At 38.1% G+C, this 14,782-nt stretch carries 16 protein-coding genes and 1 riboswitch; of the genes, 8 read left to right on the forward strand and 8 right to left on the reverse strand.

Annotation, left to right across the window (positions count from 1 at the left end; all coding sequences use genetic code 11):
• Positions 1-170 precede the first annotated feature (170 nt).
• Complete coding sequence (locus V7097_RS21705) at positions 171-1,223, forward strand: DmpA family aminopeptidase (protein ID WP_335705723.1); 1,053 nt, start codon at positions 171-173, stop codon at positions 1,221-1,223.
• 11 nt (positions 1,224-1,234) lie between these two features.
• Complete coding sequence (locus tag V7097_RS21710; RefSeq protein ID WP_335705724.1) at positions 1,235-1,936, forward strand: gamma-glutamyl-gamma-aminobutyrate hydrolase family protein; 702 nt, start codon at positions 1,235-1,237, stop codon at positions 1,934-1,936.
• 26 nt (positions 1,937-1,962) lie between these two features.
• Here the strand turns inward: V7097_RS21710 and V7097_RS21715 are convergent, their stop codons facing one another.
• From V7097_RS21715 to V7097_RS21725, 3 genes are all read right to left on the reverse strand, one after another.
• Entirely contained in the window at positions 1,963-2,286 is a 324-nt protein-coding gene (locus V7097_RS21715; RefSeq protein WP_335705725.1) for a hypothetical protein, read from the reverse strand.
• Between the two features lie 135 nt (positions 2,287-2,421).
• The gene (locus tag V7097_RS21720) at positions 2,422-3,420 is read right to left on the reverse strand and encodes an HAAS signaling domain-containing protein (protein WP_335705726.1); all 999 of its coding nucleotides are present in this window, start codon (positions 3,418-3,420) and stop codon (positions 2,422-2,424) included.
• Positions 3,407-3,754 (reverse strand): PadR family transcriptional regulator, encoded by a 348-nt coding sequence (locus V7097_RS21725; protein ID WP_335705727.1) that lies wholly within the window; start codon positions 3,752-3,754, stop codon positions 3,407-3,409. The genes V7097_RS21720 and V7097_RS21725 overlap by 14 nt, the downstream gene beginning before the upstream one ends.
• Before the next feature lie 221 nt (positions 3,755-3,975).
• Positions 3,976-4,087, forward strand: a riboswitch (TPP riboswitch).
• Between the two features lie 184 nt (positions 4,088-4,271).
• On the opposite strand from V7097_RS21725, the gene thiM reads away from it, so the two are divergent.
• The 3 genes from thiM to thiD are packed head-to-tail and all read left to right on the forward strand — an operon-like array spanning position 4,272 to position 6,521.
• Positions 4,272-5,096, forward strand: coding sequence for a hydroxyethylthiazole kinase (gene thiM / locus V7097_RS21730; protein WP_335705728.1), 825 nt, complete (start codon positions 4,272-4,274; stop codon positions 5,094-5,096).
• Positions 5,083-5,736: a thiamine phosphate synthase gene (gene thiE, locus V7097_RS21735; protein WP_335705729.1), complete on the forward strand. Its 654-nt coding sequence runs from the start codon at positions 5,083-5,085 to the stop codon at positions 5,734-5,736. Before thiM ends, thiE begins: the two co-directional genes overlap by 14 nt.
• Complete coding sequence (gene thiD, locus V7097_RS21740) at positions 5,736-6,521, forward strand: bifunctional hydroxymethylpyrimidine kinase/phosphomethylpyrimidine kinase (RefSeq protein ID WP_335705730.1); 786 nt, start codon at positions 5,736-5,738, stop codon at positions 6,519-6,521. The genes thiE and thiD overlap by 1 nt, the downstream gene beginning before the upstream one ends.
• A gap of 32 nt (positions 6,522-6,553) precedes the next feature.
• On the opposite strand, the gene V7097_RS21745 is transcribed toward thiD, so the two are convergent.
• Entirely contained in the window at positions 6,554-7,627 is a 1,074-nt protein-coding gene (locus V7097_RS21745; protein ID WP_335705731.1) for an NAD(P)H-dependent flavin oxidoreductase, read from the reverse strand.
• A 55-nt stretch (positions 7,628-7,682) separates the two neighbouring features.
• Positions 7,683-8,453, reverse strand: a complete 771-nt coding sequence (locus V7097_RS21750; protein WP_335705732.1) for a class I SAM-dependent methyltransferase — start codon at positions 8,451-8,453, stop codon at positions 7,683-7,685.
• A gap of 356 nt (positions 8,454-8,809) precedes the next feature.
• Between V7097_RS21750 and V7097_RS21755 the strand changes: the two genes are divergently transcribed.
• Together V7097_RS21755 and V7097_RS21760 are read left to right on the forward strand one after the other, a co-directional pair.
• Positions 8,810-9,727, forward strand: a complete 918-nt coding sequence (locus tag V7097_RS21755) for a ParA family protein (RefSeq protein WP_335705733.1) — start codon at positions 8,810-8,812, stop codon at positions 9,725-9,727.
• Positions 9,728-9,743: 16 nt separating this feature from the next.
• Positions 9,744-10,235 (forward strand): hypothetical protein, encoded by a 492-nt coding sequence (locus tag V7097_RS21760; RefSeq protein ID WP_335705734.1) that lies wholly within the window; start codon positions 9,744-9,746, stop codon positions 10,233-10,235.
• Positions 10,236-10,248: 13 nt separating this feature from the next.
• Here the strand turns inward: V7097_RS21760 and V7097_RS21765 are convergent, their stop codons facing one another.
• Positions 10,249-11,511 carry a HAMP domain-containing sensor histidine kinase gene (locus tag V7097_RS21765; protein WP_335705735.1) on the reverse strand — a complete coding sequence of 421 codons (1,263 nt, stop codon included), beginning with the start codon at positions 11,509-11,511 and terminating at the stop codon, positions 10,249-10,251.
• 321 nt (positions 11,512-11,832) lie between these two features.
• Here V7097_RS21765 and V7097_RS21770 point away from each other — a divergent pair, with 321 nt between their 5' ends.
• Positions 11,833-12,495, forward strand: a complete 663-nt coding sequence (locus V7097_RS21770) for an oxidoreductase (protein WP_335705736.1) — start codon at positions 11,833-11,835, stop codon at positions 12,493-12,495.
• Between the two features lie 40 nt (positions 12,496-12,535).
• Here V7097_RS21770 and trhO read toward each other — a convergent pair whose 3' ends face one another.
• Together trhO and V7097_RS21780 are read right to left on the reverse strand one after the other, a co-directional pair.
• Positions 12,536-13,459 (reverse strand): oxygen-dependent tRNA uridine(34) hydroxylase TrhO, encoded by a 924-nt coding sequence (gene trhO / locus V7097_RS21775; protein ID WP_335705737.1) that lies wholly within the window; start codon positions 13,457-13,459, stop codon positions 12,536-12,538.
• 81 nt (positions 13,460-13,540) lie between these two features.
• Entirely contained in the window at positions 13,541-14,782 is a 1,242-nt protein-coding gene (locus V7097_RS21780; RefSeq protein WP_335705738.1) for a helix-turn-helix transcriptional regulator, read from the reverse strand.

Here is a 14,782-nt window from a genome sequence, read left to right on the forward strand (position 1 = left end):
GGAAAAAGGGTAATGCAAAATGGTGATTTGTGCCTGATTGCTAGATTAAGGCGAAAAAAGGGTAAGGCAAAGTTGTGATGCGTATAAAAAAACATCCCCACCCCCATACTTTCTCCGCACATCTAGCCTATACTAATTATAAACACTAAATCGGAAAGGGTTTTTCAAACATGCAAAAAAGATTACGAGATTACGGGATAAAAATCGGTACCTTACCAACAGGGCCTTTCAACAAAATCACAGATGTAAAAGGTGTCAAAGTCGGCCACTCCACGATATCAAAAGGTGAAATCCAAACCGGTGTGACAGCAATCATCCCGCATGAACAAAATGTTTTTAACAATAAAGTGGTCGCTGCTTCATATGCTATGAATGGGTTCGGTAAGACGATGGGGACTCTTCAAATGGATGAGCTTGGTACGATTGAAACGCCGATTTTGCTGACAAATACTTTGAGTGTGGGAGTGGCTGCTGATCATCTTATCAGCTATATGCTCGAGCAAAATAAAGAAATCGGCGACACCACAGGAACTGTAAATCCTGTAATCGGCGAATGCAATGATATGTTTTTAAATAATATCCGTAAACAGTCCATCACGAGAAATCATGTTCGAGAAGCCCTAGCAAACGTGAATACCCATTTTGAGGAGGGGAGCATTGGCGCAGGGATGGGAATGAAGTGCTTTGGCCTTAAAGGAGGCATTGGCTCATCTTCTAGGATTCTTACATATCCGCATGGTAACTACACGCTAGGAGTATTGGTGCTCTCAAACTTTGGGGAAATTGATCAGTTTCGATTAAATGGAGTTCATGTAGGGCCAGTAATTAAATCCAAGCTTTCTGCAACAAGTCCAGATGGTGACAAAGGCTCCATCATGATTATTATCGCAACTGATTTACCCGTGACATCACGCCAATTAAAGCGAATTATCAAGCGTGCTTCAGTGGGACTTAGCAGAACAGGCTCTTTTATTGGAAATGGGAGTGGAGATATTTTCGTTGGCTTTTCAACCGCAAACAAAATCAGCCACGAAAACAACAATACATTACAGACATTCAAAGCAGTCCATGAAGATGACCTAGATCAAGCCTTCTTAGCAACGGCTGATGCAACAGAGGAAGCTATTTTACAGTCATTACTTACAGCAAAAACAACTACAGGTCGTAATGGAAACACACTTTATTCATTAGCTGATTTTATGGATGAGATTATTTTAAAATAAGGAGGATCCATATGAATAAACCGATTATTGGTGTTACGTCGCATGTTGAGTTGGATTATAAACATACTTTGTCGAATGATTATGTTCAAGCCGTCATTCAAGCCGGTGGAATTCCTGTTATTTTGCCAATTGGGATTGACGAGGATGTTTCACAGCTTGTTAGTAAAATAGATGGACTGCTTTTAACAGGAGGAGGAGATATTGATCCTTTTCTTTTCGGGGAGGAACCACATCCAAAGTTAGGGACGATTTCACCTGGACGGGATCACTTGGAACCCGCGATTATTCAAGAGATGCTTGCCGCGAATAAGCCAATCCTTGCGATTTGTCGGGGGATTCAGATCTTGAATATCGCAGTTGGTGGAGATATGTATCAGGATATTTATTCGCAGCATGAGACTACATTGCTTCAGCATTCTCAAAATGCAACAAGGCATTATCTTGCCCATTTTGTTAAAGCGAAGGAAGGAAGTTTACTTGCATCTATTGCCGGGACTACCGAGTTTAAGGTGAATACGTATCACCATCAGGCTGTTCGCAACGTGCCATACCCACTTGATGTGTCTGGAGTAGCTTCAGATGGAATAATCGAGGCAATTGAAAGTACTGGGCATTCTTTTGTGTTAGGGGTTCAATGGCATCCGGAAGGCTTGGCGGTTAATGGCGATGAGATTGCGAAGCGTATTTTTACTAGATTTGTAGAGAGTTGTTAAAAAAGGAGTTTAGCCTGGCTAAACTCCTATTTCCAGTACTCCAAATACTCAAAGTTGTCGGTAGGAACTTTTTTAATTACTTTGTTCGCTTCATTACGATAAACCTCATACTCACGGTAGATTTCGACTTTATTTCCGTTGACAACCTCTGTGTCAACGAACTGCATTTCCAATTCTGGAATTAGTCCCTCGATCACGTTTTTCTCTTCTGCATTTATAGTTACTTCTTCATCAGAAGAAAGACCAGAAACAGAAATGGCATTTTTGTATTCGAAGACATCATCCGCTTCAATAACACCGGTAACGAATATGATAAAAGCAATACCAATCGCAGCCAAAAATTTATTCAAAGTTACCAAACTCCTTTGTCCCATATCTACTACTCATCTATATGCACCCTGAAAAAAGATTAGGACAACTAATCATTAAGAAGGTTGTGGTAAAAATGAAGAACCAAGGGAACCGTCCCCTTGGTCCCTTGGTTCCTATCGAATGTTGGCTTTGCGAATCCCATCAAATATCGTGATGGCTGCTGAAACAATTATTGAAATGAGTACTGTAGCAATGAGCCATATTGTAAATTGATTATCAGTGATGCCAAATAAATCTGTCATATACGAGGTGAAATCTTGGTTTAAGATGTTAGGATTTATGAAGATTACGATGAATAAAATGGTTGAAAACACCTGAATGGTAGTATTGTAGATCACCATTCTTTTCGTCCATTGTCCTATGATTAGTTTATATAGGGCTAATGCTACTTCCAAACCGATTACAACTAGAACGATGGGCCAAAATGAAAGTAAAACCTCTTGATTTAAAGCGGGTGTTACAAATTCGAGACCATCATTTCCCCCTTCATAGATACCTAGAAGTTGGTTGGCATAAAAATAAAGGGTTGCCCAAATTGCTGTCCACAATAAAGCACCAAATACTTCACATTTTGAGATCTTCTTTTTCTTAGGGATATAGGCGATATATTTCAAATCATCAGGAGTCCATTTTTGTAGGCTGGTTGTTAGTGGCTGGTTATCTTTTCCTTTATCGATTCTTTCTATCATGGCAAACACAAGCGTGAACCAAAAGAAAGTTTGAATCGAAACCTCAATTATTTTCCAAATACCGAAGCCTATCAAGTCCAAAACTACATTAATGATGGCTTCCTCACCTTGATACCCGATAAAATATTCAGCAAACGTCGAGATGAGTGCAACTACTGCGGCAATCGGTAAAATCATTTTTAATAAGCTTACATACACGTCGAAATAACGTGGACCAATTAGATACATTGGCCGGTCTCGATAATTATTAGCCAATTTTACTGGGCTCCCTAATTTCTCTAGTGCAGTTTTTACATCTGCTTCATTATAGTCATCTGGCAACATATCCTCGATGGTTGAACGTAATTCAAGTGCGATATCGTCACGCATTTTTTCAGGTAGTCTTCTTGTAACCTCCTGAATGTAGATATCAATCAGATTCATAATCTTCCTCTCCCTCTAATAGTCTGTAAAGCTCTTTTGAATTTTGAATCCATTCCTTTTTTAGCTGTAAAAAGATTTCGAGCCCGTATTCACTTAACACATAGTACTTACGGGGTCTGCTTTCAGATGTGTCCCAGCTGCTCGTCACCAATTCCTGCTTTTCCAGGCGGCGAAGCAAGGGGTATAAGGTACTTTGGTCAATCGCAATTCCTGAACCCTCTAATAATTGAACAAGTGAATATCCATATTGAGGGGTTCGTAATTGACTTAATACCGCTAGTGTTAACGTTCCTCTTCTAAGCTCTGTCATTAATGAGTTTAATAAGTTACTCATTCACCCACCTCATTTTTTATTACTATATGTCATACAGTATTTGATTTATACTATGTATCGTACACTATTGTTGTGACGAAAGCAATAAAACTTTTTTGAACCGAGGGGGACGGTTCCCGCGGTACCTAAAAATGTGGGACCACCAGAACCGTCCCCTTGGTCCCACTAAACTTTTCAAAAAGAATGACAGATAAATTTGATGTGCTATAATAAAGTGAATTGAATAGTAACAGGGGGGCTCACACAATGTGGGCTGAGAGTAGGCGAAATGTAGCTTTGACCCTTAACCTGATTTGGATAATGCCAACGTAGGGAATGTGCGTAAGTATGAGTATTCATGCGGTATATCTTAATCAGGTATACCGCATTTTTTATTCAACAGGGCTTAAACCCTGTTGAATAAAAAAATGCCTCCGGCGGATGCCACAGATTTTTAAAGGAAAGTTTTCGAGGCAGGCTCGAAAAAATCTGGGCGCAAATCCGCCAAGGCGCATTTGATTATTTAGGAGGCTAATAGATGTTTGAGCAAATCATATCAAATGTAAGAAATAACACACCGCTTGTACATAATATTACAAATTATGTGACGGTGAATGACGTTGCAAATATTGTTCTTGCTTGTGGGGGATCCCCGATTATGGCGGATGATCCAAAGGAAGTGGAGGATATTACAAGCATTTGTAGCGCGCTTGTGATTAACATCGGGACATTAAATGAAAGAACGATCGAATCCATGATTTTAGCAGGAAAAGCTGCAAATAGATTGGGGCATCCTGTTGTTTTAGATCCAGTTGGAGCTGGTGCATCTAGATTAAGAACTGATACGGTTTATCGCCTTTTAAAAGAGGTTCAGTTTGCAGTTATTAGAGGTAATTTATCAGAAATAAAAACCGTACATGCCGGTAGTGGAAATACAAAAGGTGTTGATGCAGCAGCTGAAGATGTCATCAATGAAGGAAATCTCGATGAAATGGTTCAATTTGCGAAAGTGGTAAGTAAGCAAACAGGAGCTGTTATTGCGATCACGGGTGCCATTGATATCGTTGCAGATACGGAAGAAGCTTATGCAATCAGAAATGGTCATCAAATGATGTCCAAAATAACGGGGACAGGCTGCATGCTTTCATCCGTTGTTGCTGCTTTTTGTGGGGCAAATCCTCAGGAAATTTTAAAAAGTACGGCCGCTGCAGTGAGCGCGATGGGATATTGCGGTGAATTAGCTCATCAAAAAGTAGAAGAATTAAATGGTGGAACTTCATCATTTCGAACGTATTTGATTGATTCCATGAGCAAACTAGACTTTACATTACTTCAGGGTGGGATGAACATTGAAAATCGATAAAAATGCAATGCTATTATACGCAGTAACCGATCGTGCCTGGACAGGCAATCAATCTTTAGTTGAGCAAGTAGAAGCTGCACTAAAGGGTGGAATTACTTTTTTACAGCTCAGAGAAAAAAGTCTCGGATATGATGAATTTTTACAGGAAGCAATTGAATTAAAAAGGCTAACTGATTTCTATCATGTTCCATTTGTTATTAATGACAATGTCGAGATTGCGCGGGCTTGTGATGCAGATGGCGTGCATGTTGGTCAAGAGGACATGCCGGTTGAAAAAGTCCGAGAGTTGATTGGACCAGATAAAATTCTCGGTGTGTCTGCTCAAAATGTGGAGCAAGCTATTGCTGCTGAAAAAGCGGGAGCTGATTATCTCGGGATTGGTTCTGTATTTCCAACGAGCACCAAGTCCGATGCAGAGCCGATGACATTTGAAACAGTCCAAGAAATTTGCAGAAGCGTATCGATTCCAATTGTTGCAATCGGTGGAATTAATAAAGGGAATATTTTAGAGTTAGCCGGAAGTGGCGTAGACGGAGTAGCTGTTGTATCGGCGATCTTTGCACAGTCAGACATCACCGCTGCAACAACAAAATTAAAAGAACTTTCAACTGAAATGGTTAACAATAGGAGTGAAGGATAATGAAAAAGGTACTGACGATTGCTGGCTCTGACTGTAGTGGGGGAGCGGGGATTCAAGCGGATATTAAAACAATCACTGCCCATAAAATGTATGCAATGAGTGCTATCACGGCTCTCACTGCACAAAACACAACAGGTGTTTACGGGGTGCTTGATTCTTCGCCGGAATTTGTTGGCCAACAGCTTGATTGCATTATGACTGATATTTTTCCTGACAGTGTAAAAATAGGGATGGTGTCCTCACCAGAAATTATTCATAAAATCGTTGAGAAGCTAGAAGAATTTCAACCTCAAAATATTGTCTTGGACCCAGTTATGATTTCTACAAGTGGAAGTAGACTATTGACTGAATCGGCGATGGATGCTCTTATTACTAGATTATTTCCGCTTGCTACTATTATTACACCAAATCTTCACGAGGCCGAGGCGCTTTGTGGAATGGAGATTCACACGAAGGAAGACATGCAAGTGGCCGCCCAAAAATTGTCCGAAATGTATAAGGGGGGCATTTTAATCAAAGGAGGTCATCTTGAGGATACCGCGGATGATCTCTTATATAGCAATGGGGAATTCACATGGTTCCCAGGATCACGTATTGATAACCCGAATTCTCATGGCACAGGTTGTACGCTATCGTCAGCGATTGCTTGTAATTTAGCAGCAGGCTTGGATATAAAAACAAGTATTCAAGAAGCAAAACGATATATTACAGGAGCATTAGAAGCGGGACTTGACCTTGGAAAGGGAAGTGGACCGCTGAACCATTGCCATGCTTTAAAGAACTGAAAAAAAACGAAGCAGTGGATTTCAACAGAAATTCACTGCTTTAAATTTTTCGCTTCTAAAATGATCGATTCTATCAATGTTTTTGCACTTTGATTTTTCGATAACCTCGGACTTTGTCCAGACCAAAGGGACATGAAATCCTTGTTATTTTGTGAACCTGAAGCTATTCGGATATCCTGAGTAAGAGAGTTTTGAATCGGAAAATCCGGCAAATCTTTTTCATATTGCTGCATGTTAAAAATAAAGGGGTTGGCGAGTCCGCGTGCCCACTTACCAGAGAATGAACGGGTTATAACCGTTTCGTCTTCTGAAGCATTAAGGATCGCAAGTTTATGTACTTGATGTGCTCCACTTTCAATACAAGCTAAGAAAGCTGTTCCCATTTGAACAGCCTGTGCTCCTAAGCAAATGGAAGCCATTAATCCTCTAGCATCCATAATTCCACCAGCAGCAATAACTGGAATACTTACATTGTCAGCAACTTGTGGGATAAGTGACATTAACCCGACTAAGTTTTCCTGTTCTCCTTTGATAAAGCTTCCGCGATGACCACCAGCTTCACTGCCTTGAACGACTACCATATCCAGGCCTGCTTTTTCAACTTCGCTTGCTTCTTTAACGGTTGTTGCTGTTCCCATTAAAACGATATTATGTTGTTTTAATTCCGCGATTACGTTTTTGGAAGGAAGTCCAAATGTAAAGGAACAAATAGGGACCTTTTCTTCAACGACAACTTTGATTTGCTCAACATATTTTTCAAGAGCATGATGAAATGAGGGGATTTCATCATAATCTTTTGGAGATAAATTCAATTTTTCTCGAATCGGGTTAAGTAATTGATTAGCTGATTTAACTTCATCTTCTTTTGCCTCAAATTCAACTGGAACAAATAGATTGACCCCGAAAGGTTTGGTTGTTAATTGCTTGATTTCCCTAATTTGTTCTCGTAATTGGGTAGAAGTCATATAGCCTGCACCAATCATTCCTAAACCACCGGAATTTGAAACAGCAGCCACCAATTCTGAAGTTGTAACACCACCTGCCATTGGGGCTTGGATTATTGGATATTCGATTTTTATCAACTTTGTTACTTCATCCTTAAACAAAACTATCACCTCCTAATTGATATGAAAAAAGTGGAGGAATCCCTTCACTTTAATCCTAAAGTTTTGTTGCCTTTAGCACAACCGCTTCCCCTTGGAAGGATTTAAGTTTATTATTCTCGATTTGAATTCGAAACTTTTGTTTGATTTTTTCGGAAGCGTTTAGCATGTATTCGGTTAGTTCGTCCTTCTCGTGATCTGTCAAATGCATGCGGTCACACCAACTCTCAAATTCAAATGTTTTATCAAATCGATAGAGTTCTTGGATTTCAAAGTCCTCATTTTCTAACATTTGAAACCACTCGGACTTTTTCCAAGCACGAAAATGACTATAGTCTCTCTTTTTTTCAACTGTATTATAAAACTCATCAAATTCATCGTTCTCAGGAACCACATTATCATCTAACAAGAACTGTCCGCCTGTTTTTAAAACACGTGATACTTCACTTACAAATCTGTTAATATTAGGAAAATGGTGAGGTGCAATCCGGCAAGACACGATATCGAATGCTTTATCTGAGAATGGTAGTTTTTCAGCATCCCCTTCAACAAATTCAACGTTGGAATGACCATTACCTTTAATAAACTTTTCCGCAGCAGCTAACATTTCCGGTGTTAAATCGAAAGCTGTAACCTTTTTTACAAGGGGAGCGAGGGCATTCGCAGTATGACCACCACCAGTAGCAATGTCAAGTGCCAGTTCCGTTCCTTTAGCGTCAGCCAATGCAACTAATGTTTGTAAATCTCCACCTTTCCGATGACCTTCGCTAGTTACGTAGTTGTGAGCACTACGACCAAATTGCTTTTTAACATCATTTTTAATGTCCATCCTTTAACCCCCATTATGATTGATTACTTTTATCATATAGTAATATTTGATATTAGAAAATTATAAAAATTTTATAAATTTACATAAGCAAAAGTTATGACTCCTGAAATAAGAATATTTTCCGATTTCTCTAATAAATTTAACTATATTCAGCAGAAGTCCCTTACTTTTATAAGTGTTAATGAATGTAAAAAGAGTATACATTGAGTGGTGGATTAAAGCCTTGACTGAATATAGTTAAAGCCACCGGCGGAGACATGCGATTTTTAACTGAAATTTTTCGAGCAAGCCCGAAAAAATTTGGGCGCAAGTACGCCAAGGCGCATTTGATTGAATACTTCTGAGGGGGTCAGCATGTGGCTGAAGGAAAAAAGATTTTTGTTGGGAATTACAAAGGAGGAGTGGGCAAGACTACGAGTATTTATCAGATTGCTCTTCATCTAGCAGAGGCAAAAAAGAGGGTGCTCTTAATTGATTTAGATCCACAATGTTCGCTGAGTGAAATTTGTCTGACAAGAATTGATAGAAACCTTGAACAGCTTGAATTCAATGAAAGTCTAAATTTTGTCTATGATTTGTGGGAGCAATGTAAAGAATACCCATATTTAAAATATTCGATTGATACGACAAGTTTGATCAAACAAACTCCAGAACAAATCCACTTCATTCCATCTAATCTTTTTTATACAAATGGTGGCCTTGATCATATCGCTTCAAGATTAAGAGATGATTTTGAAGACCTTATTGTGCTCCAGCAATTTTTCCAGAGTACGGGGCTTGAATGTAAATATGACTATATATTATTTGATTGTCCACCAAGTAATAATGTGATAACCCAAGGGGCATTCCTTCTCTCGGATTACTATTTGATCCCGTCGATTATTCAAACAATGAGTACTCGCGGGGTAGTCCATTACACTAAATCGGTTGAACAGATTTATAACACTTATTGTATTGAACATAAAAAAGCACAGCTTGCTAAATTTTTATTTGGACCAAAACCAAAATTAATCGGGATATTTGAGACGCTGAAAAAAGCCAATGTCAACAATGTTCGAGCGATAATGGATTTAAAAGTGGAATTAAAAGAAGCTGATATTGATTCGGTACTCTCAGATTTGGAAGAAGGGAATTACTTTTTCAAAACGGTGATCAAACACATTGAGGGGATTGCACGCGATACAGCAGATGGTAAAAAACGTTCGGAATACGCAGAATTAACGGATGAAATTTTATTTTGTGTAGAACCAAATATTTTTAATAGTCTCTTATAAGTGGAGGATGAAATAGATGAGTACATTAACCTATAAAAAGGTCGCAGTTCATTTAGAAAAATTGAAAACAATCTATGAAACCCTTCAACTACCGAGAAAGGATTTAATAGAAATTGATAAAGCAATTGATATTTTTCATCTTCACGGTGATGTCTCAATTGAGGAAATAGGGATAAAAACTATGTCAGAAAAACCCTCCAATAATAAATCAAAACCAAAGTTTTCCGATATTGTTGATTCTTTATTTCAAGAAAATTACAGCGGTTTGGTCGGAACGAAATTAAATTTTGCTGAGTTTAGATCTGGAGAGATGATCATCGCTTATATTGATGATACCTCTAAAACAAAAGTTATGAAGGATGCTTCCGCAATAGATTTAAAGCTCCTGTATTGCCTACTTACCGAAGATAAACTTGAATTAAAAGGAACAAAAGATGAAGTTTACGAAGCCATTAAGCGGGATATTCGTGCTAAAAAGCGAGGAAAGGCATTTTTAGATTTTACATAAAATAACCCCACGTTTACGCGTGGGGCTCATTTATGGAAAGGACGGAAGGAAATTGAAAGGTGAATTCGGTTCCTTCTCCAATTGTACTTGTTACACGAATTGTGCCATTCATTGCTTTTACAATACTGTAGACGACCATCATGCCGAGACCGGTTCCTTTTGCTCCTTTTGTGGAGTAATAGGGCTCACCAAGCCGGTCAATCTGTTCCATCGTCATCCCCACACCTGTGTCTCTAATAACAATTGATACATCGGAACGGTCATATCTGGTTTCGACAAATAATTGACCCCCACCCGGCATGGCCTCAATTGCATTTTTTATGACATTAATAAAGCATTGGTGAAACTTCTGTCGGTCTCCTTCCATCGAGCCAATTAACGCAAAATTCGTAATCACTTCCACGGAGTGCTGATTCGCAGTTGGCCTTAAAATGGAAATGACCTGCTGCAATTCTCGCTTGATCTGAAGCGTTTCAACCGATTCTAATGACGGTTTTGAAAACGTCAAATAATCTTTAATAACCCTTTCAGCAGAACCTAATTCTTCTTTAATAATTAATAGGTACTCCTTTTGTTTATGGCGCGGGAGGGTATTTGACATTAACAACTGTACAAATCCCATTGCTGCTGTTAAAGGATTTCTAATTTCATGAGAAATCGCTGCTCCCAACTGTTCGACCGCATGAAGTTTTTCTGATTTTACAATTGTTTGTCGCATTTGGATATTATTGCGGACAAATTCGGTTAAGTAAGCTAATATACCTAAGCCAATCGGTGGAATAGTTAGGTAAGCAAACCAAGCATCAAAAGGATTGTCCGGTGGGTTTGAAATTTGTAGTGCAGCAGCTGTAAGAACGGATAAAATAAATGTGAAAAGTACCGATACACATATCCGTTTATTAGAACTTAACTTCCAAAAACACGGATAAACTTTCCATAAAATAACGGAAAGAGGAAGGTATAATAAGATTGTTGCAAAAAATCCCAGGTTTATCCCATAAAATCCTCTTATAACAATTACGGTCAAACATAAAATGGGACCAAGTCCTAGATAAAGACCTCCAATTAAAACTGGAATAAGACGAAGGTCAAAGTAGTAGGTTGGGGTTGGTTGATAGGAAAATATAAAGCAAACCAAAATAAGCATAACTAATCCTATGTACGCTTCACCTTTTGAAAGGGTAAGGTTTCTTTTTCGTTCAAACCATATTAAACCGATAAATAAAAGAATGATTAATAACGAAAGGTTAAACAAAATGTGCTTTGTAATTTCCATAATTCACCTTCGACAATGTAGTAGTAAGTTTTATAATTTATCAAATAGTTCGACAATATATGTTTCTATTATAATATAAATTCGACAACTTTGCTTATAATAAGTGAAAATTTTGGTAAGAAACTGAAAAATTAAAAAACTAAAGTGATTCTTATTTCCTATTTTTTGATTTCGAGCTTTTACCACCAAATGTACTATAAAAGATAAAAACGCATTTTAAAAGATAAAGTACATTTAGAGCAAGGGAATGCCAATTTTTAAAATAGAAGATATAATTGAGGGAAATAGATTAGTTTTTGTACGTGAAAGGAAGTAGGTAAAGTGGAAGGGAAATCAGCCTTAATAGCAGGGGCGACTGGGTTAATTGGGAATGAACTGCTTCATTTAATGTTAGAGGCACCTGAATATAAAAAGGTGTACGCCTTAGTTCGAAGACCACTTGGGTTGAATCATTCGAAGTTAACAGAGGTAGTCGTCGATTTTGATGGTCTTGATAAATATGAACATTATTTTGTTGTTGATGATGTGTTCGTATGTCTAGGTACTACCATCAAAAAGGCGAAGACACAGGAAGTGATGTATAAAATAGATGTGGATTATCCAGTTGAGATAGGTCGAATTGCGAGGGAAAGTGGTGCGAAGCATTATTTAGTGGTTAGTTCCATGAACGCGGATATAAATTCTAAAATCTTTTACTCAAGGATGAAAGGGGAACTCGAGGAAAAAGTTCAGAAACTCGGCTTCGAAAAACTTTCCATCTTCCGGCCATCCCTCCTTCTTGGGGACAGAAATGAATTTCGCCTAGGGGAAGAAATGGCTGCTATATTATTTAAAGTCTTAAAATATATATTCGTGGGGCCTTTTCGAAAATATAGAGCAAATGAAGGAAAAATAGTTGCAAAAGCAATGTACAAAGTGGCTCAGGAAAAAGTACAGGGGAAAGTAGTTTATGTCTCTGAGGAAATAGAAGAAATTGCAAGATAATGATAAAAAACTGCTCAGGTTTCGCTGAGCAGTTTGCCATTTACACTAACTGAAGTTCTTTTACATAACGGTTGTGAGGGTGATCTTTGCATTCTTGGCTGCAGGATCTGTAATGTTCGTGTTCACAGTCCTCGCAAAGTAGAAGATGCTTGTTGCACTCAGGGTTTCCACATTTCACATAACGTTCTTCTGGTTTTCCACAGTGATAACATTTTCCAACCACCGTTTCTTCACCAGTTCGATTGACCGGTACCGAAATTCGTTCATCAAATACATAGCATTTTCCATCCCATAGAGCACCTTTCGCCTCTGGGTCATATCCGTATGTGATAATCCCACCTTCAAGCTGCGAAACATCTTTAAATCCTTCATTCACAAGGAATCCTGAGAATTTTTCACAACGAATGCCGCCTGTACAATAGGTTAATATTTTCTTATCCTTGTGCTGACTTAAGTTTTCCTCCACCCATTTTGGCAGCTCACGAAAGGTCTCGATGTCTGGTCGAATCGCCCCTTTAAAATGGCCAAGATCGTATTCATACGTATTACGCGCATCGAGGATGATGACATCCTCTTGTTGCATCGTTTCTAGGAATTCCTTTGGAGAGAGATGTTTACCAGTGATTTCATTTGGGTTTAAATCCTTTTCAAGACTTAAATTAACAATCTCTGGTTTTACCTTAATTTTTAACTTTTTAAAAGCATGTCCTTCACTTTTTTCAATCTTAAATACCATATCCGAAAAACGAGTGTCGCTTCGCATATACTCGATGTATTTTTCTGTCTGCTCCACAGTACCTGAAACCGTACCATTAATTCCTTCAGTTGCAACAAGGATTCTACCGTTTAATCCAAGCCCAGAACATAATTCAAAATGGGCATCTCTAAAGGAAAGCGGGTCATTGATTTCGATGTATTTGTAATAAAGTAAAACTTGATAATCCAATTTTTTCACCTGTTTCATTAATGCTTTTTCATTAAGTATGATAACAAAAATTATGGTTAATGTTAAAGTGCTTTTTATTTCCTGAGATGAATCAGTGTATCAATCATGATTTTCAACGTTCAAAGCCTGGATTGCATGATAGGTTTCCTTACTCAATTCTTTAAAAGGAGAGTCAGGGAGATGATCAAATAAATCTACCGCTTTTTTTGCTGACGAAAGAGCTTCGTCTATTTTTCCGAGTTCAACTAAACATTGAGCCATATACGTTTCCTTTAAATAAAATTGTGACAAGTCAAAGGGATGGTGATGGTAGGAAGGAATTACCACTTTTTTAAAATAGCGAATTGCTTCCTCATAACGCTTTAGTCCTTTTAATGCCTTTCCTTTTTCAAGAGAAAACCATTCAATTAATTGATGTTGAGTAAACTCTGACTCATTTAAAAACTGATCAATGATCGTAAGGGCTGCGTGATAATCGTGCTTTATAACATTTAGAGATTCAATGTAAAAGAGTTTTGCTGTGATTTTTGATAATTTATCATCTGAAAACTCCGCATACTGCTCTAATTTGTTGAGGTAATAATCATATTGTTCCCATTCCTCTGCCATCATCGAATATGCAGCAGCAAGCCGATACAAATCATCAATTCGATAAAATGTTTTATTTTTTTGCGAGAAGGAAATGGCATCTTCCATGACTTTCTTAGCTGCTTCGGTATCACCTACAGCAAAATATATAATGGCCTCATTATAATCAAGGTCTAATCTTGAAAGTGGATCAATATATACATGATTTTTTTCAATTTCTTCTCGTTCCTGCAAAATGGTTTCCAATGATTTTTCATAGTCATGGTCAATAAAATAGGCCAGGCAGCGAAACGAGGCGATGCTAACTCTTTTTGTTGTGACATTCATTTGATCGTACAGGTTCGCTGCTTGCTTTAATGGTTGTTTCCAGTCACCTTTTTTTTCGAAATAAAGACTGTACCCGTATAGCTCCAGGAATCTTGCAGTTTCATACCCCTGGTTTAATTGGGGAACCACTGGCTCGATGAGAGTAAACAGCTTATGAAATTTTTCAGGGTGTTCTTCATAATCAAGTGAAAATAACCTTTCTGCCTCATCCAATACTTTCCTTAATTCATCATAATTCACTTCATTCAAAAGCTGCGACAACTCAATCTCTAGTCTTTCTGCAATATAAGTTAAACTCTCCATTGATGGATTTGCTTTGTTATTTTCAATTAGGCTCAGCATGCCCTTTGTTAGCTTTGTTCCTGCAAGCTCTTCTAGTGTTAATTTCTTTTGTTTGCGTAATTTACGGATGCGTTCACCAAGCAT

This window comes from Bacillus sp. JJ1562, assembly GCF_036962705.1.
Lineage (GTDB): Bacteria > Bacillota > Bacilli > Bacillales > Bacillaceae_L > Ferdinandcohnia.

What these genes read in the sequence shown, in the direction of transcription:
- V7097_RS21705 (WP_335705723.1), top strand. Translation starts at nt 171, where the DNA reads ATGCAAAAAAGATTACGAGATTACGGGATAAAAATCGGTACCTTACCA.
- V7097_RS21710 (WP_335705724.1), top strand. Translation starts at nt 1,235, where the DNA reads ATGAATAAACCGATTATTGGTGTTACGTCGCATGTTGAGTTGGATTAT.
- V7097_RS21720 (WP_335705726.1), bottom strand. Translation starts at nt 3,420, where the DNA reads ATGAATCTGATTGATATCTACATTCAGGAGGTTACAAGAAGACTACCT.
- V7097_RS21725 (WP_335705727.1), bottom strand. Translation starts at nt 3,754, where the DNA reads ATGAGTAACTTATTAAACTCATTAATGACAGAGCTTAGAAGAGGAACG.
- thiM (WP_335705728.1), top strand. Translation starts at nt 4,272, where the DNA reads ATGTTTGAGCAAATCATATCAAATGTAAGAAATAACACACCGCTTGTA.
- thiD (WP_335705730.1), top strand. Translation starts at nt 5,736, where the DNA reads ATGAAAAAGGTACTGACGATTGCTGGCTCTGACTGTAGTGGGGGAGCG.
- V7097_RS21750 (WP_335705732.1), bottom strand. Translation starts at nt 8,453, where the DNA reads ATGGACATTAAAAATGATGTTAAAAAGCAATTTGGTCGTAGTGCTCAC.
- V7097_RS21760 (WP_335705734.1), top strand. Translation starts at nt 9,744, where the DNA reads ATGAGTACATTAACCTATAAAAAGGTCGCAGTTCATTTAGAAAAATTG.
- V7097_RS21765 (WP_335705735.1), bottom strand. Translation starts at nt 11,511, where the DNA reads ATGGAAATTACAAAGCACATTTTGTTTAACCTTTCGTTATTAATCATT.
- trhO (WP_335705737.1), bottom strand. Translation starts at nt 13,459, where the DNA reads ATGAAACAGGTGAAAAAATTGGATTATCAAGTTTTACTTTATTACAAA.
- V7097_RS21780 (WP_335705738.1), bottom strand. Translation starts at nt 14,782, where the DNA reads ATGCTTGGTGAACGCATCCGTAAATTACGCAAACAAAAGAAATTAACA.